General features: G+C 50.0%; 22 protein-coding genes and 1 pseudogene. 15 read left to right on the top strand and 8 right to left on the bottom strand.

Features of this window, described 5'->3' with window-relative positions:
• The 5 genes from HMPREF9412_RS31680 to HMPREF9412_RS09395 form a co-directional block, all read left to right on the top strand.
• A partial coding sequence (locus HMPREF9412_RS31680; protein ID WP_009591168.1) for an Ig-like domain-containing protein occupies positions 1 to 1961 on the top strand: 1961 nt, incomplete at its 5' end.
• A 184-nt stretch (positions 1962 to 2145) separates the two neighbouring features.
• The gene (locus HMPREF9412_RS09410) at positions 2146 to 3018 is read left to right on the top strand and encodes an SMI1/KNR4 family protein (RefSeq protein ID WP_009591166.1); all 873 of its coding nucleotides are present in this window, start codon (positions 2146 to 2148) and stop codon (positions 3016 to 3018) included.
• A 217-nt stretch (positions 3019 to 3235) separates the two neighbouring features.
• Positions 3236 to 3976, top strand: coding sequence for a Bax inhibitor-1/YccA family protein (locus HMPREF9412_RS09405; RefSeq protein ID WP_009591137.1), 741 nt, complete (start codon positions 3236 to 3238; stop codon positions 3974 to 3976).
• Between the two features lie 176 nt (positions 3977 to 4152).
• On the top strand, positions 4153 to 5631 hold the full coding sequence (locus HMPREF9412_RS09400) for a protein adenylyltransferase SelO (protein ID WP_009591221.1): 1479 nt from the start codon (positions 4153 to 4155) through the stop codon (positions 5629 to 5631).
• Between the two features lie 361 nt (positions 5632 to 5992).
• Positions 5993 to 6982, top strand: a complete 990-nt coding sequence (locus HMPREF9412_RS09395) for an aminoglycoside phosphotransferase family protein (RefSeq protein ID WP_139083909.1) — start codon at positions 5993 to 5995, stop codon at positions 6980 to 6982.
• Positions 6983 to 7031: 49 nt separating this feature from the next.
• Here HMPREF9412_RS09395 and HMPREF9412_RS09390 read toward each other — a convergent pair whose 3' ends face one another.
• On the bottom strand, positions 7032 to 7880 hold the full coding sequence (locus HMPREF9412_RS09390; RefSeq protein WP_009591167.1) for an SDR family NAD(P)-dependent oxidoreductase: 849 nt from the start codon (positions 7878 to 7880) through the stop codon (positions 7032 to 7034).
• Positions 7881 to 7891: 11 nt separating this feature from the next.
• Positions 7892 to 8293, bottom strand: a complete 402-nt coding sequence (locus tag HMPREF9412_RS09385; RefSeq protein ID WP_009591199.1) for a MerR family transcriptional regulator — start codon at positions 8291 to 8293, stop codon at positions 7892 to 7894.
• 252 nt (positions 8294 to 8545) lie between these two features.
• On the opposite strand from HMPREF9412_RS09385, the gene HMPREF9412_RS09380 reads away from it, so the two are divergent.
• Positions 8546 to 9682, top strand: coding sequence for a VanZ family protein (locus HMPREF9412_RS09380; protein ID WP_009591141.1), 1137 nt, complete (start codon positions 8546 to 8548; stop codon positions 9680 to 9682).
• Between the two features lie 125 nt (positions 9683 to 9807).
• Positions 9808 to 10335 (top strand): DinB family protein, encoded by a 528-nt coding sequence (locus HMPREF9412_RS09375; RefSeq protein ID WP_009591219.1) that lies wholly within the window; start codon positions 9808 to 9810, stop codon positions 10333 to 10335.
• Positions 10336 to 10530: 195 nt separating this feature from the next.
• Here HMPREF9412_RS09375 and HMPREF9412_RS09370 read toward each other — a convergent pair whose 3' ends face one another.
• From HMPREF9412_RS09370 to HMPREF9412_RS09360, 3 genes and pseudogenes are all read right to left on the bottom strand, one after another.
• Positions 10531 to 11694: a glycoside hydrolase family 18 protein gene (locus HMPREF9412_RS09370; RefSeq protein ID WP_009591188.1), complete on the bottom strand. Its 1164-nt coding sequence runs from the start codon at positions 11692 to 11694 to the stop codon at positions 10531 to 10533.
• Between the two features lie 6 nt (positions 11695 to 11700).
• Positions 11701 to 12792: an acyltransferase gene (locus HMPREF9412_RS09365; RefSeq protein ID WP_009591154.1), complete on the bottom strand. Its 1092-nt coding sequence runs from the start codon at positions 12790 to 12792 to the stop codon at positions 11701 to 11703.
• 29 nt (positions 12793 to 12821) lie between these two features.
• A pseudogene (locus HMPREF9412_RS09360) lies at positions 12822 to 14173 on the bottom strand (glycosyltransferase family 2 protein).
• 475 nt (positions 14174 to 14648) lie between these two features.
• Here HMPREF9412_RS09360 and HMPREF9412_RS09355 point away from each other — a divergent pair.
• Both HMPREF9412_RS09355 and HMPREF9412_RS09350 read left to right on the top strand, forming a co-directional pair.
• Complete coding sequence (locus HMPREF9412_RS09355; RefSeq protein ID WP_036671764.1) at positions 14649 to 15464, top strand: alpha/beta fold hydrolase; 816 nt, start codon at positions 14649 to 14651, stop codon at positions 15462 to 15464.
• 35 nt (positions 15465 to 15499) lie between these two features.
• Positions 15500 to 16495: a sensor domain-containing diguanylate cyclase gene (locus HMPREF9412_RS09350; protein ID WP_009591132.1), complete on the top strand. Its 996-nt coding sequence runs from the start codon at positions 15500 to 15502 to the stop codon at positions 16493 to 16495.
• 116 nt (positions 16496 to 16611) lie between these two features.
• Here the strand turns inward: HMPREF9412_RS09350 and HMPREF9412_RS09345 are convergent, their stop codons facing one another.
• Entirely contained in the window at positions 16612 to 17526 is a 915-nt protein-coding gene (locus tag HMPREF9412_RS09345) for a phosphatidate cytidylyltransferase (RefSeq protein WP_009591157.1), read from the bottom strand.
• A gap of 107 nt (positions 17527 to 17633) precedes the next feature.
• Between HMPREF9412_RS09345 and HMPREF9412_RS09340 the strand changes: the two genes are divergently transcribed.
• From HMPREF9412_RS09340 to HMPREF9412_RS09325, 4 genes are all read left to right on the top strand, one after another.
• Positions 17634 to 18170 carry a hypothetical protein gene (locus HMPREF9412_RS09340; protein WP_009591201.1) on the top strand — a complete coding sequence of 179 codons (537 nt, stop codon included), beginning with the start codon at positions 17634 to 17636 and terminating at the stop codon, positions 18168 to 18170.
• Positions 18171 to 18503: 333 nt separating this feature from the next.
• Complete coding sequence (locus tag HMPREF9412_RS09335) at positions 18504 to 19253, top strand: class I SAM-dependent methyltransferase (protein WP_009591145.1); 750 nt, start codon at positions 18504 to 18506, stop codon at positions 19251 to 19253.
• A gap of 23 nt (positions 19254 to 19276) precedes the next feature.
• Positions 19277 to 20224: a helix-turn-helix transcriptional regulator gene (locus HMPREF9412_RS09330; RefSeq protein WP_009591224.1), complete on the top strand. Its 948-nt coding sequence runs from the start codon at positions 19277 to 19279 to the stop codon at positions 20222 to 20224.
• A 61-nt stretch (positions 20225 to 20285) separates the two neighbouring features.
• On the top strand, positions 20286 to 20825 hold the full coding sequence (locus HMPREF9412_RS09325; protein WP_009591134.1) for a DinB family protein: 540 nt from the start codon (positions 20286 to 20288) through the stop codon (positions 20823 to 20825).
• A 43-nt stretch (positions 20826 to 20868) separates the two neighbouring features.
• Here HMPREF9412_RS09325 and HMPREF9412_RS09320 read toward each other — a convergent pair whose 3' ends face one another.
• Both HMPREF9412_RS09320 and HMPREF9412_RS31675 read right to left on the bottom strand, forming a co-directional pair.
• Positions 20869 to 21747: a GNAT family N-acetyltransferase gene (locus HMPREF9412_RS09320; protein WP_009591197.1), complete on the bottom strand. Its 879-nt coding sequence runs from the start codon at positions 21745 to 21747 to the stop codon at positions 20869 to 20871.
• Positions 21748 to 21752: 5 nt separating this feature from the next.
• Positions 21753 to 24167, bottom strand: a complete 2415-nt coding sequence (locus HMPREF9412_RS31675) for an S-layer homology domain-containing protein (RefSeq protein ID WP_009591135.1) — start codon at positions 24165 to 24167, stop codon at positions 21753 to 21755.
• Between the two features lie 263 nt (positions 24168 to 24430).
• On the opposite strand from HMPREF9412_RS31675, the gene HMPREF9412_RS09310 reads away from it, so the two are divergent.
• Together HMPREF9412_RS09310 and HMPREF9412_RS09305 are read left to right on the top strand one after the other, a co-directional pair.
• Positions 24431 to 24931: a cupin domain-containing protein gene (locus HMPREF9412_RS09310; protein ID WP_009591225.1), complete on the top strand. Its 501-nt coding sequence runs from the start codon at positions 24431 to 24433 to the stop codon at positions 24929 to 24931.
• Positions 24932 to 25204: 273 nt separating this feature from the next.
• The gene (locus HMPREF9412_RS09305) at positions 25205 to 26221 is read left to right on the top strand and encodes an SDR family oxidoreductase (RefSeq protein WP_009591229.1); all 1017 of its coding nucleotides are present in this window, start codon (positions 25205 to 25207) and stop codon (positions 26219 to 26221) included.
• Positions 26222 to 26368: the final 147 nt, after the last annotated feature.

The raw sequence follows: 26368 nt of genomic DNA, 5'->3' as shown, positions 1-26368 counted from the left end.
TTGCCGATACGGCGCTATCGATTGGTGAAACTTCATTGGTAACGATCATGTTCTCGGAAGCGGTAACAGGCTTTACGCTAGCAGATCTGACAGTAGCGAATGGCACATTAAGCGGTTTGAGTACGTCCGATGGCGGGATCACATGGGCGGCGACGTTGACGCCAGTCCCTGGCATCACAGATGCAACCAATATCATTACGCTCGACAATACGGGCGTACAGAATGCAGCAGGTAAAGCGGGTAAGGGTACCTCCGATTCGAACAATTACGCGATCGATACACAGCGGCCGACCGCTACCATTGTAGTTGCGGACACGGCGTTATCTATTGGCGAAACTTCATTGGTGACCATTACATTCTCGGAAGCGGTTAGTGGCTTCGCCAACGGTGACCTGACGGTGGCAAACGGTGCGTTAAGCAGCGTAAGTTCAACTGACAACATGACATGGACAGCAACGCTCACGCCGAATTCCAATGTAGACTCGGCGACGAATACCATCACGCTTGATAACTCGGGGGTGACCGATTACGCAGGTAATGCGGGAGCAGGCTTGACGGAATCCAATTCGTACTCAGTGTTCACGGTGCCGGCATCTGCGGATTTAAGCAGTGTGACGTTATCGAACGGGACACTAAGCCCTGTCTTTGCTTCTGGAACAGAAGTGTACACGTCAAGCGTGCCTAATTCCGTTTCCTCGCTGACCGTAACCGCGACTGCACTCGATAGTCATGCCACGATGACGGTTAACGGTAATTTAGTAATAAGCGGGCAAACAAGTTCCAATATACTGCTGAACGTAGGATCCAATACGATTGTGATTGTTGTAACGGCAAGCGATCAATCGACGAGAACCTATACGATCACTGTGACCCGTGAGAATAGTTCCTCTACCGGTGGTGGTTCTTCTAATGGGGGAGGTTCATCCACTGACAGCGGTTCGTCTACGCCACCGGCTCTCATAGACAATACAGTTACATCATCCGATGGAAAAATCACGCTGCCAACAGGAAGACCTGGGTTGGTTAGCCTGGGGAAAGAAATCATCATTTCCATTCCGGCAGGCGCCACATCTCAGGAGCTGAAATTATCAATTCAGAAAATTCGAAATACCGAAGCTCTCTTAAAGAACAACGAGGTTTTGGCAAGCCCGGTGTTTGATGTTCTAACAAACGTCTCAGGGAACTTTAGCAAACCGGTGAAACTGACTCTAGCTTACGACGCTGCAAGCTTAAAGAGCGATCAAACGGCGGCCGTCTTTTATTTTGATGAAGTGAAAAAGGCATGGGTGAAAGTCGAGGGCGGCATGAAACAGGTGAATGATATATCCGTAGAGGTCAATCACTTTTCGAAGTATGCAGTACTCGTAGTAAATAAAGCCAACGGAATGCCCGTAGTCGACAAAACAACAGACTCGACAACGGAAATTTCCTTTACCGATATTTCCGGGCATTGGGCTGAAGTCAGCATTAAGGAAGCGGTACGTGAGGGGATCGTTGCGGGATATCCGGATGAAACGTTCAAGCCAGGCAACACCGTGACGCGTGCAGAGTTTTCCGTCATGCTGATGAATGCGCTGAAGTCGACAGATGCGGGAGCGGAGTTGATATTCACAGATACAGCATGGATCGGGGATTGGGCTAAGAAGGCAGTTTCGCAGGCGGTCCAGGCTGGCATTATTCGAGGCTATCAGGATGGCTCTTTCCGTCCAAATGCAAAAATGACTCGCGCTGAGATGGCAGCAATGATTGCGAATGCGCTCGAGCTAACGAACAAGGACATCCCCACAACCTCTTTTTCAGATGACAAGGCAATTCCTGATTGGGCGAAAAGCTCTGTTGAAGCGCTGAAGGAACTTGGTATTGTTAAGGGAATAGGCGCAGGCGAGTTTAATCCAAGCGCTCAAACCACGAGAGCAGAGGCCGTAATCGTTCTGATGAACATGTTAGGTCTATCCAAATAAAGTTTAGCGACAAATACAGAGTACACCGATCAAGTGTCCTCTGTATTTGCATTGAACGTAATAAACCGCAGATACGCTTGCTTGTTGTCATATACTCGATCAGTTCTGTAGCTTCCATGCTGGAGAGGGCCATGCTGGAATGGTATAATTTCAGAAAGGATGAATAGAGTGGGAGGCATGAACGATGAATGAGGAGCTTTTGGAGCAGCTGGAAGAGTGGCATGAAGAGGACGAATTTGAAGAAATCGTAGATGCGATTACGGAGATCCCGGAACAAGAGCGGGATTATGCGCTGATCAGCCATTTGGGCCGGGCGCTGAACAATCTCGAACGTTACGAAGAGGCGGTTGAGCAATTTCTGTCCATTCAGGAAGAGGGCAAGGACGATCCGCTGTGGCATTACCGCATTGGGCTCGCGTATTACTATTTGGACCGTTACGAAGATGCTCGGAGAGCGTTTGAAGTGGCTGATCATTTAGAACCTGGAGATGAGGATACGCTGGAGTTTCTGGAATGGATCCGGAACAAAACGGCTCCGAAGCCAGCAGAGAAGTCCAGTGCCGCCGTGTCTTATACGGATCCTGACGTACTGAATTTCTGGGATGACGACGCCCCGGAAGCTGACAAATACGTCTCGGCTCCGCCTACGGACGAGCTGATCGAATCCGTGGAGGAAACGCTGGTCTTCAAGCTGCCGGCATCTTATATTCAAGCCATGAAAATACATAACGGGGGTATTCCCCGAAACCGGAAATTCCCTATAGAGGGTGGAGCACAGGATTTTATTGAAATATCAGGTATTCTGGGAATCGGACGAGACAAGAAAAAATCCCTGTGCGGAAGCCTGGGCAGCCGCTTTATGATCGAGAACGGCGGGTATCCTGAGATTGGCGTGGTGATCTGCGATTGTCCGTCCCCGTCCGAGGTCGTGATGCTGGATTACCGTTCATCGGGGAACGATGGGGAGCCGGAGGTTATTCATGTGGACAAGGCCAGCGATTACAAGATCACCCGTCTTGCTGCGAACTTCGAGGCCTTCATTAGTGGATTGGAGTAAAAAGATAGGCAAGGCGAATTCACGATCCATGATCTCGCTTCTAACAAAGAAAGCATCCCCTGCAGGAGATGCTTTTTCTTTTTGCATACAGTTATCGTCATCATAGCTAGTTTCTAGTTCGGTTGGATTCGTCCTTAATGCAATATTTTGCGTATCCTAAAATATTCCAACCCATGTTAAAATGGATATAAAACAGACAGTTAGGGAGGCAATTTATTTGATAGGGCGCAGTGGAAATCCGACACTCAACGAAGATACCTTCGAGAAGAGTGGGTATTACAACAATCAAGAAACGATGACGATTGGCGGAACGGTGAACAAATCGTTCATGCTGCTCGCGCTGCTGATCGGGGCAGCGGTCATTTCTTGGGTTATGTTTTTTAACGGGTATGAGGTATTCCCGTTCATGATCGGCGGAGCGATCGGCGGTTTTGTCCTGGCGCTGATCATCAGCTTCGTGCCGAAGGCAGCACCGTATCTGGCGCCGATCTATGCGATCCTGGAAGGCTTCTTCCTGGGTGCACTATCCGCGCATTACGAATATCTGTACTATGGCATTACTTTGCAAGCGGCTTTACTGACGATGTGCATATTCCTGGGCATGCTGCTCGCATATAAGACAGGTTTGATCCGGGCCACGCCAGGCTTCAAAAAGGGGATTATCGCGGCAACGATCGGCATTGCGCTTGTCTACCTTTTTAGCATGGTTCTCGGCCTGTTCGGCGTAGCCGTTCCTTACCTGCATGACAGCACCCCGATCGGTATCGGAATTTCCGTTGTGATCATCATCATCGCCGCACTGAATTTCGTGCTGGATTTTAACTTTATCGAAGAGGGCGCTCAGCATGGAGCACCTAAGTATATGGAGTGGTACGGCTCGTTTGGTTTGCTGGTAACACTCGTCTGGCTGTACATCGAAATTATCCGGTTGCTGGCGAAGCTGGCGAATCGGGACTAAAGATGCGTTTGAACCAAACATCGCTGTCGAGGGATTCTCGATGGCGATTTTTTTATGAATGCAGCAATTAACCAGCAGAATAATAAATTTCCTTCAGTAAACCCTACAAAGAGCGACTTGTGTTTAAATAATAGGTAGATACCGTCATCATCAAACTGCATGAAGAAGGAGATCCCATGACCAACCGGAAAGCTTTGAACGATATAGGATGGAATTTTGACAATAGTTACGCGAAATTGCCGGAATCTTTTTTTACCAAGCAAGATCCTACGCCTGTGCGCTCGCCGGAGCTGATTGTTCTAAACGAACCGCTGGCAGCATCGTTGGGATTGGACGCCGATGCCCTGCAAAGCGCGGAAGGAGCGGCAATGCTTGCTGGCAACGAGATACCCGAGGGGGCCGAGCCGCTCGCCCAGGCATATGCCGGGCACCAATTCGGATATTTTACGATGCTGGGCGACGGCCGTGCGATTCTGTTGGGTGAACAAATCACGCCGCAGAAGGATCGCATGGATATTCAGCTCAAGGGCTCGGGCCGGACGCCGTATTCCCGGGGAGGCGATGGCCGGGCTGCCCTGGGTCCGATGCTGCGCGAGTATATTATAAGCGAAGCCATGCACGCGCTGGGCATTCCGACTACCCGCAGCCTGGCGGTTGTGGCGACCGGCCAGCCTGTCACCCGTGAAAGAGATTTGCCGGGCGCCATCCTGACCCGCGTGGCTGCAAGTCACGTGAGGGTGGGGACGTTTCAATACGTTAGGGGAGCGGGGACAACCGAGGATTTACGGGCTCTGGCCGATTACACTCTAAAGCGGCATTACCCGAAGGCAGACCTTGGAGACGGTGCCAACCGTTATCTGGTGTTGCTTCGGGAGGTCATCCAGCGTCAGGCGGTCCTGATCGCCAAATGGCAGCTTGTCGGTTTTATCCACGGGGTGATGAATACCGATAATATGACCCTCAGCGGCGAAACGATAGATTATGGGCCTTGCGCCTTCATGGATACCTTTGACCCGAATACGGTATTCAGCTCCATCGACTCTCAAGGCCGCTATGCCTATGTGAACCAACCGTATATTGCAGCTTGGAATCTCGCAAGATTGGCGGAAGCCTTGCTTCCGCTGCTGCATGAAGAGGAAGAGCAGGCAATCAAGCTGGCCGAGGGTGCGATTGGGTCCTTCACCGATCTGTATCACGAGCAGTGGCTTGCAGGCATGAGAGCCAAGCTGGGGATCTTCCATGAAGAGGAGGAGGACGAATCCCTGATCGAAGACCTGCTCAAGATGATGAAAAATCATCAGGCAGACTATACCAATACCTTCCGTGCGCTAACGTTTGACAAGCTGGAGGACACGCCTCTAAACGGCACGCCGGAATTAGCTTCCTGGTACGAGCGCTGGCAAGCAAGGCTTGGCCGTCAGCAGGAATCCAGGGACCAATCCCATCAGCTGATGCGCAGCAGCAATCCTGCGGTCATTCCGCGGAACCATCGGGTGGAGGAAGCGCTGGAAGCCGCGGAGAACGAAGGGGACTACAGCGTGATGAAAGAGCTGCTGGACGTTCTGTCTAATCCATATGCGCATTCCCCGGAACAAGCGGAATATGCGATCGTGCCCGAGCGTTCCCGTCCTTACCGAACCTTCTGCGGCACGTAAGGGAGGATAGCCGCCCGTGGAACGTCCCGAAGATGATGGCTGGATAGTAGAGGGCTCCCTTGGTCGCCCGATTATAACGCTCTTCCATCTGTGATCATCGTGTACCACGGGAAACGAATGCGAGATCCGAGATCCCTCAAGAAGACCGAGCAAGAAAGACCTTGCTTGGTCTTTTTTTATATATAAACACATCAAAAAAGCCCCTGGACCAAGCATCCAAGGGCTATAAATCGTATAGCTGTTTTATTCGAGACCTAATTCAACATCATAGCAGAGCCGAAAGAAATAGTCTATATTTTTGCCCGGAAATGCCATAGAGTGGGGGAGCCGGCAAAAACAATGGAATGGGGCGTGGTTTCTCGTGAGTTGGACTTGTCACCTCGATGAAACAGATGTACAGGAGTATGTCGGGAAGGTTCTAGGTACCGGATATACTGTGGCGGATGTAACGAAGATGCATGGCGGAGCGCAAAAGGTGGTCTATAAAATTCACTGTCGCAATGGATTTGCCTGCGTTCTGTATGTGTGGGATTTGACGAAGAATTATTTTCAGGAAGAAATAACGAACGAGCGTGTGCATGAACGATCCTTTGGCGGTCATTCGTTCGAAACCAATAACCGATGGTTAAGGAATCATGGTATTTCTACGCCTGCTCTATATGATCTTCACACGAGACAGGACCGTTACCCGTTTGACTATGCTCTTGTTGAATGTATTGAAGGACAGAAGGCAGAAGCTTACTTCCAAGATCCGGATCAACGGGCCCGGGATGAGGTCCTGGAACAGATAGGCAGCATGATCGAACGCATGCATGCAAACCACAGGCAGAGTTACGGAAAGCCCGATCAAAGCGGGAACCAACGGGAGCGATGCCATCTTGTACAGCTGGAAAATGCCAAGGAACAGCTGTCCTACATCGTCCTGCATAACGAGAGTATCCGGAAGAATCACGACAGGCTGCTCACTGTGCTGCATGAACTGGAATCAAGGATAGATTCACGCAAGCGATATGGCTTTATCCACGGCGAGTTGGGACCCGACCATGTCCTGGTCACAGACCGTTTAGAGCCCTATCTCATTGATATTGAAGGTGCGCAATTCTTCGACATCGAGCATGAGCATACATTTCTGGAGCTGCGATTCGGGAAGCATTATCGGTATTTCCAACAAAACGGGCTCGATCCGAATCGGATGCTATTTTACCGTCTGCATCACTATATCTCATTAACCTCGGGCGGCTTGAAGCTTCTTCACCGAGGATTTCCGGATCAGGTCTTTGCTTCAAATTTGGCTGATTATCATGCGCGCAACACCCTACGATTCATGGAGGAATGGCAGCTCGATAACTAGCCTTCTTGGGATCGACTGAAAACATCACGGACTCTTCGCTGCATAGGTTCTAAGACTTGGCTGCAAACTCCTGCTTATAGATTAGCTCGATCGTGCTAAGCAGCTCTGCACCTTGGCTTGAGAATTTTAAAGGCGTTGCTTTACCCTTGTTGAGAAATGCCCCCGTCGATTGTCGGGATTGACCTAGCGCTGCTTCATACAGACGTGAAGCTCCTTCACTGGGATGGGAGAAGAACAGGTTACGGATCGGGATCATGAATTTTGGCATCCCGGCGTTTTTGGTCATGGTTGTTTTATTCCCTCCCGGACAGACGCTTCGGATCGTAATGCCATCTGCCTGCATCGAAGTGGCGATCTCCTGAGTCCACAACGATAAGGCTAATTTGCTCGCAGCATAAGGCCCAATCAGCTTCTTGAACCCGACAGGGGACGCCAAGGTACGGTGATCGAACTGTTTGAGATACAACAACGCATTCGAAGACGTATTGATTACCGTCTTGAGGCTCCCCTTCCCAAGAAGGTCCTTCAGTTCCATCAAGATGATATAGGGGACGATAGAGTTTACTTCAAAATGCATCTCGCGCCCTTGTTGAGAGTAGGACAATTCGCCGAAGGAGACGCCTGCGTTATTAAACAGCAAGTCAATATGACTCTCGTGTTTCTTGATCTGATCCAATGAGGCATGGAGATCCGTGAAATCCGACAAATCAGCCTTGTACGTTCTGAGCTGCCGCAATCGCAGTGCATCTTGAATCCGTGCATCGTCCGTTGGAAAGACAGAACGGATCAAAGCGAGGACTTGCCAGCCTTCGGATAACAATCGCTTGGTTAGCTCCAAGCCAATGCCGGAGCTTGCGCCCGTGATCAAGGCGACGTTATTCATTCTTTTCTCTGTCATGTGTAAATCTCCTATACTTCAGATTCTTTGCTGGCCGCCTTGTCGGGATTAAGCAGGGACTGATTTTGGCTCAACTTGTCATCGATGAACCGCAGAATGCGCTGCAGGTCCGAAATCTGACCGGTAATTTTTTGACGGTAATTCTGGAGCATGGCATTCAGCTCCGGAACGGATTGAATATTTTCCTTAAAGGGAAGATGCACATAGGCTTTCATATCCTCCAGCGACATTCCTGTCTTCTTCAGGCATGTGATCAACTCCATAATTTCGGCATCCTCTATGTGATAGACACGATGGCCGTTATCCTTTCTTTTGGGAGAGGGGAGGAGTCCGATTTTTTCGTAATGGCGAATGGCATCCTCGGTCAATCCGGTTCGTTCAGACACTTGTTTGATGGAGAATGTTTCTCCCATAGGGTCACCTCTTTTCTGCAGCTCGTAACGGGTTGTAACGTTATCGTACAACTTGGTGTTAACACCAAGTCAATATCTATTTTTTATTTATGGAGCGGCCCTATCCGCCTTTACAGATCATTTACGTCTCTGTGCCCTTTGATGAAATGGATCATAACGTATTGCCAGATTAATCTTTTGGAAATGCTTATATAAAGACTATTATCTTTTCAGTTGTTATTTCTCTAGCTGCTTCTAGAAAGGGAGAATGAAATGCAAGCTTATGCATTGCCTATTTTCATTGCGATCTCCGTATGTTTTTTATTAGCGTCCTTTCTGACGCTTCCTTGGGCCGTTTATCAGTATCGTAAACATGGGTACTTTAGCTTTTGGAGAACATTACTTATCTTAAGTTTTATCTTTTATGGATTAAGTGCTTTCTTTTTAGTGATTTTTCCACTCCCCAGTGCTCGGAATAATTGTGCTTCAATGGATCCCGGTACGATTCTCATTCAATATCGACCTTTTCAATTTATACGGGATATTCAGCGTGAAAGCGGATTTCATTGGACGAACCCTTCAAGTTATCTCCATTTGTTAACAACGCGGGCCTTTTATCAAATGTTTTTTAATGTTTTGCTTTTGTTTCCTTTAGGTGTGTTTCTGAGGTATTTTTTCAAGGGTAAAGCAAAATGGTTTCATGCTGCTCTTATTGGCTTTGGTGTTTCGCTTTTCTTTGAAATAACCCAACGAACCGCTTTGTTTGGCTTTTTTGAATGCCCCTATCGTATATTTGATGTAGATGATTTGTTGACGAATACGGTTGGGACTGTACTTGGCTTTATACTCGCCCCCATGTTTTTGGTGTTAATACCATCGCGGGAAACCCTTAGTGAGCAAAGCCACTTCTTTCACAACCAGAGAAAAGCAACCTTTGGTGCCCAAATCATGGAGGTTCTTCTAAATATTATGATTGCCAGAGTGATAACCAGCTTTATATTCGGGTTGCTGAAGAGTCGAGGATTATTTGTTGACGAGATCATCTTTGCCATTGTTTTCTTTGTGTTGATGGTCGTTATCCCTGTGATTTGGAAGGGAAATACGGTGGGCTCTAAGATCGTTCGCATGAGATTACTTCCGGAAAAGGGGAATTGGATAGGAAGCTTGAGCCGACGTTACGCCATTGTCTATTTGCCTTTATTTTGCTCAGCCTTATCGGAGATATTTTCTAATCATATGGGAGTGGATCTTCTAGCCAACCTTTTTGCAATTGGGGTGGTTTTCCTTACAGGTCTGTTATGGTTCTTTATCTTCTGCCATATCGTGATAAGATGGATCAAAAAGGACAAAGTTCTCTACTTTAATCGATACAGTCACATAGAGGCGGTTAGAATCACGGGTGAAAAGTGATCAATGTAAAAATTACGGATGCATGTGGAACCAAGAATAAGTCGATTGCGTTATTAAATCGAGACGATTCCGGTTTCCATAGGAAGTGGCATGGTGAATACGGAACAGATGGGAGCTGAGGGAGCATGAATTTTGATATCAAGGAAGCCGTTGAGATTCTGGAACGAACCCCCGTCACCTTGGAGCACATGTTATCCGGTTTATCGGATGGATGGCTTAGGAGCCATGAAGGGGAAGGCACCTGGAATGCGATGGAGGTGATCGAGCACCTTATCGAAGCTGAGCGGACCAACTGGATACCGCGGCTGGAGTTTTTGCTGCAGGAAGGGGAGGGTAAGCCGTTCCCGCCCTTTGACCGTTACGCCCACTTGAACGAGGCGGCGGAGCAATCCATCGATCAAAAACTGCAGGCGTTCGAGGCTATCCGTGCTCAAAATCTGGCTAAACTGAAGGTTCTGATGGATTCGGCGCCGGATTTCGAACGGACGGGTCTGCACCCGGCATTCGGCGTGGTGAAATTAAGAGAGCTGCTGTCGACGTGGGTGGTTCATGATTTAACGCATACGTCTCAAATTGTGCGGGTTTTGGCCGAGCGATACCGGCATGACGTGGGGCCATGGATCGAGTACTTGGGAATTCTGAAGAGACGATAATGATGTCAATCGGCAGGCCCTACCCTCTATACAGCCGGGGGAAAGCACCGCAGGAGTCTTGCCTACATAATAAAAAGCCGATGAACCGCATTCGACTGCGAGGATCACCGGCTTTTTTCACGTATAGAGTTGGTTGCTACCAGAACTTCGCTCCCCAAGACGGGGGTGCAGCTCCACTTAAGGCAGGCACCGCTGTTACCGTTTGGCGGCTTGCTGACGCTCGTTCAAATGCTCACTCAAATAGTTCACGATGCCGTCCTCCGCATCCTGCGAATACTGCCAGACCATCGCGCCCGCGAGATTCTTGCTTTGGATGTAGCTCACCTTCTCCTTCAAGGCCTCCTGATCCTCGTAACTGATGAAGGTATGGCCGTCATAGAGGTAGGCAGCCTTGGCTTTGTTGTCATAGTAGCGCTTGAAGCCATTTTTATTCAGGTACGCTTTCTCGATCTGCTTATAATGGAGATTTACCTTGTCGATGTCGATGGGCGTTCCGGGAGCGAACAGGCCGTTCTTGGCACCCTTGTTTTCCTTCACGTTCTTCCAGCCGTATGAGTAGGCTGGGATGCCGAGCAGCAGCTTCCTGCCGTCGATGTCGTGGTCCAGGTACATGGAGATGATGCCGTCAACGGAGTGTTTGGATTTGCCCTGGCTGTCCGCGTACAGATTGGAGTTAAAGCCCGTGGTATCCGACCACTTGCCTGTCAGGTCGTAGGTCATGACGTTGATGAAATCCACGTATTTCTCCACTTTTTTGACCTCGACGTTCTGGAAGTACCAGTCCTGCGTTCCGGAAGCGAAGGTCAGCAGATACTTCTTGTTCTTGTGAGGCAGCCTGTACAGCTTCTCCCGCAGCTCCTTCATCAGACTGGTAAAATTCTTCGTATCCTCCGGCCGTGCCTTCTGCGTGTTCCAGGCATGGAACGCCGGATACTCCCAGTCGATATCCACGCCATCTAGGTCCAGCTCCTTGACCAGGTTGATGATGTTCTCGGTGAAGAGGTACCGGTTGCCGTCCAACGAAGCGTCGGAGAAGCCGTCTGCCCCGTAGCCGCCTATGGCCAGCACCATTTGGGTCTTCGGATTCGCCGCCTTCAACTGCTTGATGTTTTCTTTGATCTGGTTGTTGGTCGTGCTGTCTTCATGGAAGTAGAGCTCCGTTCCCTTGATCTTCGCAAAAGCGATAAACGCAATGTCCACGCCTTTCTCCGATAGCTTGATATTTCGGTAATCCTGCCAAGCCTCCACGTAGACCGCCGTGATTTTCCGTTCCTCCGCCGCGGAGATCTGATAGAAGTAAAGACCCATGCCTGCAAGCAGCACCACAATGAATATTTTCGTATATATCGTTATTCTCATCGTCCTTTAACCCCGCCCGCCGAATAGAATGTAGGTTGCCGTTTTGCTTAGGTTCAGCACCTTGACGGTGATGTAGCTGATGGCGAAGATGATGGTGATATTCACGATCAGACTAAGGGAGGCTTCCAGGAACGTGGACTCGATTTCGGTTCGGCCGGATAGCATCATTTCAACCAGCAGGTGAATCAGGTAGATGCTGAAGCTGGCCCGGGAGAGCGAGCTGATCAATTTCTGGATTTTATGGTTCACTTTATCGCTGATTCGGGCTTCCTTCTCCTTGAAGAAGATAAACAACCCGACAGCCATGAAGAACGTGGTGATGGAGTAATTGCCATAGAACATCTCATCCAGTACGCCGCTGCGCAGCGATACGAAGTAGGTGGCAACCGGCGTGATAAAAAACGAGACGATGCCTAGATTGTACAGGATGTTTTTGGCTTTAAGCGGCAGCTCGAAATGGAAGAGATAGTACCCCAGAATGAAATAACCCAGAAATCCCATGAAGAACGGGATGTTCATGATCGGAATGTTGATGTATTGATCCGTTGCGCGGAAGACGGCATCCGAGATGAAACGATAGGCGATGCTGACGATGAACCAGAGCAGCAGATAATACCGCAGATCCTTCTCGCTGCACGATTTGATGAATTTGCTGATCAGCGGCACCGTCATATAGATGGCAATAATAGCGTATAGGAACCAGAGATGGACGTAATTTCGGTCGGTCAGCAGCCGGTAGCCGAAGTCGATAACGAACTCGTACGCACTCAGCTTGCTTCGCATCAGATAGTATTGATTGTACAAGCCGTAGATGAGCGACCAGGTCAGGAGGGGGATGAGCAGCGGCACGACGCGCTTCGTATAGAACTCACGGTAGGAGGTTATCTTCGTCCGCAGAATCATCGCTCCGCTGATCATGAAGAAGACCGGGACGGCAAAGCGGGAGATGGAGTTGAATCCATTGCTGATCCACCATGAGGAGGAGTGGAAATCATTCGTGCTGGTCAGCACCTCCGCCGTGTAGTGCAGGATAATGACGGCTACGATAGATAGAATTCTTAGAATATCGACATAAACAATTCGTTTGTTGGGAACCATGCGGTTTCGGCAGTCTCCTTCACTATAATTTAGTTCGATCCAGCGGCAATGTTCTGGCTGATGGCGGCCACGCCTTTGCGCTCCACGAATCCCCAGCCCTCATCATTGTCAAAATATTTGAACGTGCCCGCAATGTTGATGTACAGCAGCAAATTCCGATAGGTTAGCAGCTCCGCTTGGCTGAACAGGAACATCCTCACGTAATCGCTAAACGCATAGGTGCTGCCATATTTACGGCATAAGTACAGAGAGATGACGACCTGCGCGGCATTCAGCACCACGCTCATCAGCAAAAAGATAATGGCATGCCATAGGTTCCCGCCCACAACCAGCGTCTGTCCCAGATAAAATATCGTGGTAAACGCCGAGAGCGTCCCCAGCATAAATCCGTCAATCGCAAAGAACAGACTCACGTTGACGCTGAACTTTCGGGACAGCCTGGACCAATAGATCAGGATGCAGTCAATGAAGGCCTTCTGCCAGCGAATGCGCTGTTTATAGAAGTTCGGGAGATTCTCCGGGCATTCGGTATAGCATACCGCTTCCGGGGCGTAGACGAGTTTTTCTTCAGCCGATGGGCCTTGATGTATTCATGGATTTTCAGGGTAATGTCGATATCCTCCCCCACCGTGCTGCGGAAGCCGTCGACATGAACGAGAACCTCTTTATAGAAGGCGCCAAAGGCACCTGAAATTACCACGATCGAATTAAAATACGATTGCGTGAGCTTGCGGACGTAGAAGCCGTGCGTATAATTGATGATCTGGCTTTTGATGAGCCCTTTTCCGCGAAACTTCTCGACGATGGCACCATTCTTGTCCCGGACGGCCCCCTGCACGATTTTGACCGTACCGCCCAGCGCAATGATATCGTCATCGTGAAAATATTGATTCACATACTTGAGCGAGTCGGCTTCCAGCATGCTGTCCGCATCCAGGGTGATGACGATGTCGGAGACGGCATAATCGATGCCAGCATTCAGCGAGTCGGCTTTCCCGCCATTCATCTTATCGATAACGTAAATATGGCGGTATCGATTGGAACGATAGAATCCTTTTATTGGCTTATAGTTCAGCTTGCTGTCGGCCGTCCTGGCATTCGGCTCTAAATCCAAGAGCTCGTCTAGGGCGGATAAGGTTCCGTCCTTGGAGCCGTCGTTGATGATCATGATCTCATAGTTGCTGTAGCGCAAGCCCGCCATGGCATCGATGCAATTCCGGATCGTCAGTTCTTCGTTGTAAGCGGGGACGAGCACCGTGATTGATTTTTCGGCGAGATCGGAATTCAGTTTCTTCACCTTGCTGCACATCAGCGGTATGAATGTGTAGAGGGCCTGAAACACGAGAAACACGCCGGCTAATCCATAAAAAAAGTACTGCAAACTCCTCACTCCTCTCTTTCTCTGTCTTTTTGTGATGAAGACCAGTATGATGCGCCTTGGGCCTACTCTATGGGGTAGCGGATTAGAGCGCTTTTTCTGTCCATTCGATGTCAAGGGATAAAATCGGGCATAGAGGGATAAAATCATACATTTATATACTCCAATTCCATATAAATACAAATAACATCTTATGAAATAAACTATCGCAATCGTGCTAGAAATGTAAACCCGCTCCATGGATCAAGAAAACGAATACATAGATGCTTTTCGAGAACAGTCTCTGTATAGGTTCGTCTTTCTATATTTTAGGCGGCTAAAGCGATTAAGCATCTATGTACATGGAGCCCGTTCATCTTTCGCCTAACTTCGATTCAACTCGTCTTAAATCGACAAACATTCGGCAAAATGACTTGATATTTACATAGGGTCCCTTAGAATGGAGAGAAAGATGGAAGAGCATAGAGGAGTTTATGTCATGAATGAGGTTATTGCACGGAATCACGTGAAGGTGCTGGGGACAGGGGAGCGTACGCTCATGCTGGCGCACGGCTTCGGCTGCGACCAGAGCATGTGGAGATACATCCTGCCTGCCTTCGAACCGTTTTATCGTATCGTGCTGTTCGATTACGTGGGCTCGGGCGGTTCTAATTTGTCGGCGTATACATCGGAGAGGTACGGCAGCCTTCGCGGTTATGTGCAGGATGTGCTGGACATTGTGGAGGCGCTGGAGCTTCGGGACGTGATTTTTATAGGCCATTCGGTCAGCTCCATGATCGGGATGCTGGCATCGATCGAACGTCCGGAGTATTTCGCTCAATTAATCATGATCGGGCCATCTCCGCGATATCTGAATGATGACGGGTACGTCGGAGGATTTGATAAAAGCGATGTGACGGAGCTGCTGGATATGATGGAGATGAATTTTGCCGGATGGGCAAGCTTCCTCGCGCCGATCGCGATGAAGAACCCGGAGATGCCGAAGCTGACCCAAGAGCTGGAGCGCAGCTTTATTTCGGCGGATCCGGCGATTACGAGGGAGTTCGCCGAGGTCACCTTTTTCTCGGACTGCAGGCAGGCGTTATCCCAAGCTACGGTTCCCTCGCTGATCCTGCAGTGTTCGGATGACAGCATCGTCCCTATTGCGGCAGGCGAGTATTTGCACAGTCATCTGGATAACAGCACGTTCCGCTTGATGGAGGCGAAGGGGCATTATCCCCATATCAGCCATCCCGAAGAGACGATTGCGTTGATACTTGACTATCTGAAATCTGAAGCAACATATACAGGCTAACGGGAATGTACTTGGAAAGGATCGATCGATTAGCAATGGATGAACGATTGAATTATGCGCCATGCGGCTATGTCTCCATCACCCACGAAGGCATGGTGGCGGATGTCAACCAGACCTTCCTCGACATGATGGGGTATCGGCTGGAGGACGTGGTGCCGAAGCATTTTGAAGCTATGATGTCGACGGCGAACAAGCTTATATTCCACTCTTACTTCTATCCGCATATCAATCTGGACGGGCATGTGGAGGAGCTGTTTATCCGGCTGAAGAACAGCCGGGGGGAATCGGTACCGTTTATATTGAATGGACGCAAATTTGAGCGTGAGGGCCAGGAACGGCTGGACTGCGTATTGGTGCAGATGGGCAAACGCATCGATTATGAAATGGAGCTTCGGACGGCCAACAAGCAGATCGAGAAGGCTTATTGGGAGAAAGACCAGGCATTGGCCGAGCTGCAGCAGATCCATGCCGAGATTGAACGGAAGCAGACGGAGCTCATGGAGATTAACGCGGTTCTGTTGGAACTGTCGAATACCGACAAGCTGACCGGATTGAAGAACCGAAGATTCTTTCAGGAGAAGCTGGAAGAGCAGCTGATGCAGTATAACCATAACCGGATTCCGCTCTCGTTGTTCATCATCGACATTGATCATTTTAAGCGCGTGAACGATACTTGGGGACATGGGTATGGGGATGAGGTTCTGTTTAATGTAGCAACCATTCTGAAGACCCACGCCATCGAAGGGGAGACGGTGGCCCGCTATGGCGGAGAGGAGTTTGTCATGATCCTGCCGGAAACGGATGCGGAGAAGGCAAAGGCCGGCGCGGAGCGGTTACGGCGGGCAGTCCAGGATTTCAGCTGGAAAACGGGCAGCATGACGATCAGTATCGGCATTATCACGGCCACTCCGGACGCCAATGAAGCGACGCTCCTGCAAAAAGCGGACGAAGCCCTCTATGCCTCCAAGCAAAACGGACGAAACCAGGTTACCCATTATGAGGATTTGAGGCTCCAGGGATATTCGCCTTAATACATTCTGTTCATCAAAAAGCCATAACCAAGTTGAGCCTAAGCTCGCATGGTTATGGCTTATAGAGGTTCAGGCCCCCGAGCCTTGTTAACCTATTTTTTGCGTGAGAGGCGAAACTACATAAAATCGTAAAAGTAACGGATGAAATGAAAAAAGATCGGCGAGGTATACGTCAGGCTGTCGACGCGGCTCAGGTAACTTTTCTTCAAAGCATCGAATCGTCCGTCATCCCCGATTAATAAATCGCGCTTCAGCACGGAAACCGTTAAGCTGCCGAAGAAGCCGGCGAGGCTGATCAGCATGCCGGACAAGAGACCAAAGGTCGGGCTGAGCGGCGTCAGATAGGGATAGATGAGATAGGAGCATCCGGTGGTAACGAGAAACGCGCACGCAAAGCCTTCCCAAGTGAGATTCGGGTTCGATGTCGGCACGATTCTCCGTTTGCCGAAATAGAGGGAAGCGATCGTGTGCACCACATCGTTCAGCTGCGTTAAGACGACGAGAAACAGCACGAGCCCAGCTCCATACTGGGGCGTGGCAAACTGAAAATAGGCCAGGTGGCTGAGACCGAATACCATGAGCATCAGTCCCCACTGGGTCGAGCTGACGCTGCGCATAAATCCGACGGTGCCCTTGTTGATCAACCGCGGAAGCGGCAGCACCAAGAATACATAGATTGGAATGAACACGATGAACATCCCGTACCATTCGATATAGATCCAATAGAATTGGACGGGTATGGTTAGATAAGCCCACAGAAATAAACGGCGGTCGGCCTTCCGGGTTTTGATCATCGAGAAATATTCTTTGAGCGTAAAGAAGGTCAGCACCATAAGGGATAGCAGGGATACAACGGGATTCAAAAGGGTCGCCAAACAGAAGATGACGAGCATGCCCCACCAGGTTTTGATGCGGAATCCTACTTCGGTATAGTCGATATTCGGCTGCGTCTTGCTCATCACGTAATACAGGAGCTGGATGACCGATAAGACGGAGAATATAAGGATCAAGGTTAAAAGCGAGCTTTCCATATGCCTGTCATCACCAACTTGTCACGGGGTACGATTCTTGTTCTACTAAAAGAATCATATGTTATTATGAAGGAATAATTCAATACGGATAAGGGGAAATTTCGTAAATGGTAGACGATCAATCGGTCTTTATATTGCTTACCAATACCGGAACGCTCTTTACGAAAGTCATTCAGGGTTATACGAGAGCGCCTTATAATCATGCCTCGATCTCCTTTAACCGGGAGCTGTCGGAGTTATATAGTTTTGGGAGGAAGAATCCGAACAATCCCCTGAACGGCGGGTTCGTGAAGGAGGATTTGAAGACGGGAACGTTCAGCAAGTACCCCAACACGACCTGCGTGATCTATGAGCTTCAGGTATCCGAACGCGACATCGCGAAAATGAAGCGGGTCCTGCAGGCTTTTATCCGAAAGGATAAAAAGTATTTCTATAACATATTGGGCGTCCTGGGCATCGCCCTGAAGGAACCGATCGAATTCAGCAATTCCTATTTCTGTTCGCAATTCGTGGCCGAGATTCTGCAGCGCTCCGGAGTAAGGTTATGGGATAAGCTGCCTGCCTTGGTGACGCCGGACGATTTTCGCCAAAGCGAGCGCCTGCAGTTGATCTATGAAGGGAAGCTGAGCGAGTATGAGCCTTGAACTTCACAAGGCATTGCCGGCTTTCGGCGGACATGGCCAAGCTGTACGGGGACGGTAGCCAAGACATTTTCATGCGTCGGCAGCGTCAGCTTGTTCTATTCGAATGACCACGAGATAAGGAAAAGCCCGCTTAGTCTGTAACCAGATGAGGCTGGGCTTTTTGTAGTTCGTGGATGATGAAGGTCGGAAGCCCCTTCCAGCAGCAAGTACTGGAGATTAAACAGCATTTGCTATAAAATGGAGTTATGAAAATGAAATGAAGTTTCATCTAATGAAACGGTAAGTCGTTGGTGTCAGGATTCGCTTATATCTTGGATGGGAGCGTGGTTTAGGATGAACAGCAAGGAACGGTTTTCGAATCGCGTGGATTCGTACACGAAGTATCGCCCGAGTTATCCGCAGGAGGTCATGGATTATCTGTATGGCACGGTGGGACTGGATGGCGAGATCGCCGATATAGGCGCAGGGACGGGGATATTCACGAAGCTGCTGCTGAAACGGGGGAGTCATGTGACCGCCGTGGAGCCCAATCAGGCGATGCGGGAAGCCGCCGAGTCGGACCTTGGCGGCGAGCCCGGCTTCCGCATGGTTTCCGGTTCGGCCGAAATGACGGGACTGCCCGATCAATCGGTGGATCATATCGTGAGCGCCCAGGCTTTTCACTGGTTTGACCGTCATGCGGCCCAGGCGGAGTTTCGGCGGATTCTGAGGCCGGGCGGGAAGGTTGCCCTGATATGGAATTCCAGGCTCACGGAGGGAACGCCGTTCCTGGAGGCATATGAGCAGTTGCTCCTTACCTATGGCACCGACTATAAAGAAGTGGACCAGAAGAATATTGGTAATGAAACGCTTGCGGCCTTTTTCCGGTCAGGAGATATGAAGGAGGCGAAATTCTTCAATCGGCAGACATTCGATTATGAAGGCTTATGCGGCCGCCTTCACTCGTCATCTTATGCTCCCCTGCCCGGGCATCCGAACTACGAGCCGATGATGAAGGAGCTCCAAACCATCTATGAACGGAATGAGCAGGATGGCTGCGTGTTTTTTGACTACGAGACGAAGGTGTACTGGGGAGAGGTTTAAGTCCTTCCGGAGGTAAATATAGAATGAACAAGACCGATCGATTACTGGCCATCCTGCTTGAGCTGCAGCAGCGCAAGGTTATGCGGGCCGAAGATTTGGCATCCCTATTCGAAACGAGCGTCCGGACCATCTACCGGGATATTCAGGCTCTTAGCGAAGCAGGCGTACCCGTGATCGGAGCCCCCGGGCAAGGATACTCGTTAATGGAGGGGTACTTCCTGCCGCCCATCATGTTCACGGCGGAGGAAGCCGTGGCGCTGCTCATAGGAACGGATTTCGTCGAGCAGCGCTTTGACGCAGAATATGGCAAGAAGGCTAGGGCTTCCCGCAAGAAGATAGAGTCCATTCTGCCGGACCGTGTCCGCGCAGACGCTGCCCGGGTTCGAAAGACCATGCGGCTCCTTGCTCCCGGCAGCAAGGCAGCTTTAGGAGAAGAGGGGGATTATCTGGAATCGGTTCGTAGGGCCATACTTGAGGAACGGAAGCTAGAATTCCATTACGTGAAGAACATGCCGGATTCCAAAGGCAACCGAAAGAGCTTTCGCTCGGCGGCCCCTTATGGCTTGGCCTTTCTTCAAGGCTCATGGACATTGATTGCCTGGTGCGACCTCCGGCAAGGCATTCGCCATTTTCGGTTGTCCCGCATGAAGGATCTGACGATCCTTGAGGAGCGCTTTGAGATGCCGCCGGATTTTCATTTGGAGAATTATCGGCCACGGGATGACCGCAACCTGCTGGTACGGGTTCTGGCAAGTCATGGCATCGCGGATCGAGTAAAGGAAGCCGGCAACTATTATATGGAGACTTTAGAGGAATGCGAGGAAGGACTGCTTGTGAGCTTTCGCGTCCGCCGTCCGGAGGAGATCCTGCATTGGGTGCTGAGCTGGGGATCGGCTGTCGTTGTGCTTGAACCCCAATCCTTCCGAGACCGAATCCGCGACGAAGCGGAGAAGATGTTTAAACGCTACTGACATGACGTTGTCAGTAGCGTTTTTGTATATTCGGTACAAAGATGATGAAGGAGTTTTTGATATGAATACAAAGGAAGCATTGCAGCGTTTTGAAGAGACGGTGAAGGTTTATGTGCAGGAGCTGGATGGATTCAGTGAGGAGCAATTAAGATATAAGCCGGCAGAGGACGAGTGGTCGATCGGGCAAATGTACCAGCACTTGATTCAATCCGCACAGTATATGCATCTGCGTAACATCGACCAGTGCTTGAAGATGAATGGAGATGCGGCAGCTTCCCCGGCCGGAAAAACGGAGCAGGGAGCGGCAATATTCGAACAGGGCAGTTTCCCGCCCATCCGCATTCAGGTTCCACCGTCTCCACAGTATACGCCGGAACAGCCTGAAAGCAAAGAGCAGCTGGTTCAAGGCATGAACACCGTCCTCCATCGGATGAAAGAAACCGAACCGATGCTTGGAGAAGCATCCCTGAAGCCTACCGTTTCCCACCCGCGGTTCGGAGGATTGCATGCCCAAGAGTGGTTTTTGCTTATCGAGATGCATTATCGTCATCATATTCGACAGCTGAATCGGTTGAAACAGGCGATAGCGCAGCGGGTATGATGACATATCAGGCTGCGGATGTCCGAATACAACAAGAGAACGGTCAAAGTGCTTTGACCGTTCTCCATAGTATCTCCTTCTGAACATTCGGATGATGGATCCGCCGCTGCATGAATCGGACCATGTCCGCATTGTCCGCTTCGACGAAGAATATCCAATCTTTGTATTGCCCTTCACGTACAATTCGCCGGCTAGCCTCGGCCAGAAGCGCAATTCCGCGCCCTGTTCGTTGATGGGACTGCCTCACAAACATCGTTTTAAAGAGCAAGGTTTGTACATGGAATGGCTCCAGTATCATCCAGCCTATGATCGCGTCCCGATACCGCAATGCCAGGCTCCGCTGCCGGTCGATCAAATCTTCTTCGGCAAAAGGATCCAGGATGGGCGGATACCAGTCGCCGTTTCCTTTGGCAATCTCCACTCGTTCCTTGCACGTAAGCTCTTGAAACGGAATAACGAGGTAATCGCCGGGCAGCTTCAGAGACTGGATCCGCGGCAGTTCTTTCAGGATGTCAAAGGAACCGTTCCATACATGGATACCGGGTGCAGGCTCAGGAAATCCGCATGACTGAAGAAAGGAAGCTTCCAACGAAGGAACATGGCTGGACCCCAAATATTCGGTCCTGATCCAACATATCCCTTGCTGCCTCAGCAGCGATTCGAGCATGCCGCACAGCTGGTGCCCAATCCCCTGCCGTCGGCAGGGTTCGGTTACGACAAGTGCTTGCAGGTTGGCTGACAATTCCGTACCGTTCCGCTTTGCAATCGCAAGTCCAAGCGGCATGCCTGCGCCGATCGCTCCCAATGCGATGCAGTTCGGAGGCAGAACGCGCAGATAATCCCGCAGCTCAGGGGGGACCAACGAGCTGAACTCTGAAGGCAATGCGCCTTGGTAAGCGCGAACCTCAATGGATGTTTTCATGGCAATTAGAATGCATCAATTTCAATAACTTGTGGCTTGTGATTTCGAACAAAATCGTTCAGACCGTTGACGTTGATTTTGAATTTACCACCAGGCGGGTTGGTCGATATTTTGGCAATACCCGAAGGCTGAAGAGTGATGTGAATGACCTTTTGGCCGGTAATTGCCGAGATAGAGAAATCTTGTTGAGATAGCTGAATTAAATCGGTGAAATCTCCACTTGGTGAATGCGCGATATTCATTGATAATGGCGTTTGTAAATTATATATGTCATTATTAATAGCCTCGTCTATTCTTAAAGTGAAGAGCCCATTATAGGGATCATAGGTGGCTTGGGTTACCGTAGGAGCCGTTAGATCAAACTTTACGGGCAACTCCACCCGACTTGTCTCATTGTCGTTCTCAATCACTTTGAAAATGAGTGAAGTTTGTACTGATTCATCAGCTTTTGCAGTAGGCTTCACCGAAATTCCATAATGGGATTCGTTGGTCAATTGCACAATGGTTGGATCGGTAGACTCGATCTCAATATGACCAATCACTTCACTACTCTGAATGATGTCGAATGCTAGCTGGGCGTCATTGTATTGATATTGAATAGGTGCATGGTTTCCATCGCGCTGAACCTGAACCAAATTCTTAATGTTCCGCTTGGTGTATGTGTCACCCGGAGTATTAAAAACATCGTCTGTTATTGTAACCAAGCTGCTTACAGAGTTGATAGGGCTGTTCAGAATAAACACGTCATCCTGTTGGGCAAGCGATATCGTTAACGGCTTAACCTGAAGGTTCCTGAAAGCTCCCATAAAGGTAGACAGACTGTTATAACCTTCAGCGAGAGTCTGGGGTGTTGCATCCGGATTCTCAGCTGCGGATGATGCGAATTGAATCGCCCCGTTAAGGCTTTCGACCGCCTCTTGCGGATATTTGCCCAACGTGTTTCCGATCTCGGCGCTTTCCATCAATGTCATGGCTTCCGCAATCAGATCGTCCAGCATTTCCTTTACGTTGTCCGGTAAATAAGTAACGGATGCGGGACCTACAACAGGGGAAATTTTTCCCGTGAGGCTGCCGACTGAAGCACCGGAATCAAGAGGGTTAAAGGCTGCTTTTACGGATCTCCCGAGCGGTAATGTCTCCGCAAGCACGATCTCCACTTTATTCTCTATGATGCGTACATGTTCTATGGCTTTCGGGAATTTTAGAGTTCCATCCTCGGTATAAACCGAAAAGTCCTCAACCGCAGGAACAAACTGAGGATTCAGGTTCTCGTTATAGGCGAATACAAGGGTGCGCTGATCGGAAAAATAAAGGGTAGGCTGTTCCATCACCCGTGCCTGCAGCACGATCGTGGAGGTAGCCGCAGATACGTTGCCTGCAGAATCCACTGCATAGACTTTATAGCCGCCCAAGGCCAATTGGGTTGTTGTGATGGCGGTTTCCGCATTGGCGGAGGCTACGATTGCCTTGTTAGCGAGCTTCTCGGCCACCAACGATTCCAGTTGGGCTTTGGTAGTGGCTGTCTTTGAAGCGGGAACAAGATACACGATGCCTGATTCGGTGCTTTTAACGATAACGTGCAGATCAGCCATGACCGGAGAGGTTGAAACCATGGTCACCGTAGGTGGTGTCGTATCGGATTGGCTGGGCGTGCCGGGATTGCTTGGAGCGGTAGAACCGCCGCCGCTAGAATTGTTATTGGTAGTAGGTGGTGCCACAGGCTTTTCAGTGGCTGGAGGAAGTGTTGGATTGCCTGGTTCCGGTGTCGTATCGGGAATTTGAGGGAGCTCGTCCTTGGCTTTTAGGAAGCGGCTTGCTACTAAGGCTACCGATTGCCTGTCCGCACTGCCGGCAGGATTAAACGAGCCGTCCGTTAGGCCATTGAGCAGCTTTAGTTCAACGGCGGCAGCAACGGCATCCTTCGCGTAGTTCGAGATTGAGGCTGCATCGCTGAAATTCAAATTACCCAGTTCGGCAGCCTTTCCGATTGCATCTACACCGAGAGCCCGGATGAATAGGACGGCCATATCCTGTCGTGACAGGTTCTCTCCTAAGCCAAATTCCCCATTGCCCTGGCCTTTGATTAAGCCGGCTTTGACTGCAGCCTCCACGAATTTGTAAGAATAATGAGTGGCCGGTATGTCGCTGAATGTTGGTGACGGAGGCGCTGATGTTACGTCCAGAGACAAAGCCTTGGCCAAGATAATGGCGAAGTCCTGCCTGTAAATCTTACCGGTAGGATCAAACGTGCCATTGCCTTTCCCATTGATGATTCCTTTGTCGACAAGCTCCAGGATAGCATCCTTTGCATAAGAATTGGAGATGTCCGTAAGCGATGTCGGAGCTGCGTGCGCAGGGAAGGCGCAAGCACTCAGCAATGCTGCTGTGGTCATCACTTTTACGATTAATTTGTGTTTCAAGCATGTTCCCCCTTGTTTTGATGTATACCGTAATCCAGTTCTTTCGCTGGATTCGTGATTCTATAATATAGTTCCAGGTTCTGGGTTGGCAATCATTTTTTCCGGACTAAAGAACTATTGAATATAATACAGAGAATCTGGGCCGATTCCTTTCTATTTATGGCGGGTTATATGGAAATTTTCTTGCAAGAAGATTGTTTGAGACACGCTTGGTCCGGGTACTGGTACACGAGTGAACAATGAGTCGAAAGGAGCGGATGACCGTGGAAGTACATGTCAGATCATTTTTCGTGAATGATGATGGAGAGGTTCCCAACAATCCCGACCTGCCTGTCATTGTGTATAATGGGGTATTCGCGGATGACCCGAGCGGGTTGGAGGCAGCCTTTAAACGGCATCACTGGAGCGGCAGCTGGTCAGGCGGCGTATACGATTACCATCATTATCACAGCAATACGCACGAAGTCTTGGGCGTGCGGTCCGGAAGCGCGACCGTCCTTGTGGGCGGGGATGCAGGGGAGCGGTTGGAGCTTGCTACAGGTGACGTGATCGTCTTACCGGCGGGTACTGCACATATGAAGCTTACCAGTACGCCCGACTTCGAAGTGATTGGTGCCTATCCCGAAGGGAATACGCCGAACATGAGGGAGCGGAACCCGACGGATCGGACCCAGGCGATCAACGAAATCCAAAGCGTGCCTGTTCCGGATACGGATCCTGTCTTTGGAGAGGAAGGGCCTCTGCTGCATAAATGGGTGAAATAACCTAAGCATGCGACATTATTAGAAACGAAAAGACTCCCGCTTGCCGCAAGCAGACGGGAGTCTTTCTGCGCGTTACAAAACAGCACGTTAGCCTCATGCCGGTTCGCGCACGACCTCTACCTCTCTAATGCTTCCTGCTCTACCCTCTGCTCAAAGTCCTGTGCGGTTCAAACCTTTTTGGAAATTGTAATGCACCCGTGCCCATGCTATCGTAAAGGATAGAAGGTCAAGTTGCAGTCAGTCTTCTCATTATTGCTACCGGAGGTGCAGTTTATGAAAGCGTTGTTTATTGGAGGAACCGGAACGATCAGCACGGCGATTACGAAGCAGCTGCTGGAACAAGGATGCGAGTTATACTTGCTCAATCGAGGGAACCGAAACGACACGTTGCCCGAGGGCGCACATATTTTGCAAGCCGATATTCATGACGAAGACCAAGTAGCGAAACTGATTGAGCATCTCGATTTTGATGCTGTAGCCGACTTTATTGCATTCGAGCCGGCCCATTTGGAGAGGGATTACCGCCTATTTGCAGGAAAAACCAAACAGTTCATCTTTATCAGCTCGGCTTCAGCCTATCAAACACCCCTATCCGATTATCGCATTACGGAAGGGACGCCTTTATCCAATCCATACTGGGCGTATTCCCGAAACAAAATAGCCTGTGAGGATTATCTGATGAAGCAGTATCGGGAGCATGGCTTCCCGGTGACCATTGTAAGGCCAAGCCATACGTACGATGAGCGGTCCATTCCGCTCGGCGTGCACGGCAGCCAGGGAAGCTGGCAGGTCGTGAAGCGCATGCTGGAGAATAAACCGGTCCTTATTCATGGAGACGGGACATCGCTGTGGACCCTGACGCATAACCGCGATTTTGCAAAAGGCTTCATCGGCCTGATGGGCAATATCCATGCCATCGGGGAGTCGGTGCATATTACCTCTGACGAGTCGCTCACCTGGAATCAAATTTATGAAATCATTGCGGATGCCCTTGGCGTACAGCTGAATGCGGTGCATGTCTCTTCCGAGTTCCTGGATGCTACCAGCACGCAGGATTTCCGCGGGTCGTTACTGGGAGACAAAGCGAATACGGTGGTGTTCGATAACAGCAAGCTGAAGCGGCTGGTCCCTGAATTCGTGGCAACCATCCGTGCCGATCAAGGGATCAAGCAGACCGTGGACTATATTTTAGCCCACCCGGAACATCAGCGGGAGGACGCAGAGTTTGATGCGTGGTGCGATAAGGTCATCTCCGCGCTGGAGAAGGCCAAGTCGATCATTACGGGGTAAAGCTTAGGATAGGATAGGTATGGACGGGATACATAAAACGGAGGACACCCAGTTCTGGGTGCCCTCCGTTTTGATATCAATGCTCTCTTCTATTGAGAGCGGAAAGGCTTAATCTTTCAGAGGCGGAAGTATATAGCGGGCATCTGT

It is taken from the genome of Paenibacillus sp. HGF5, from assembly GCF_000204455.1.
Classification (GTDB): Bacteria; Bacillota; Bacilli; order Paenibacillales; family Paenibacillaceae; genus Paenibacillus_AQ; species Paenibacillus_AQ lautus_A.
The sequence above is the reverse complement of the archived record's forward strand: the minus strand, read 5'-3'. Positions and strand labels throughout refer to the sequence as shown.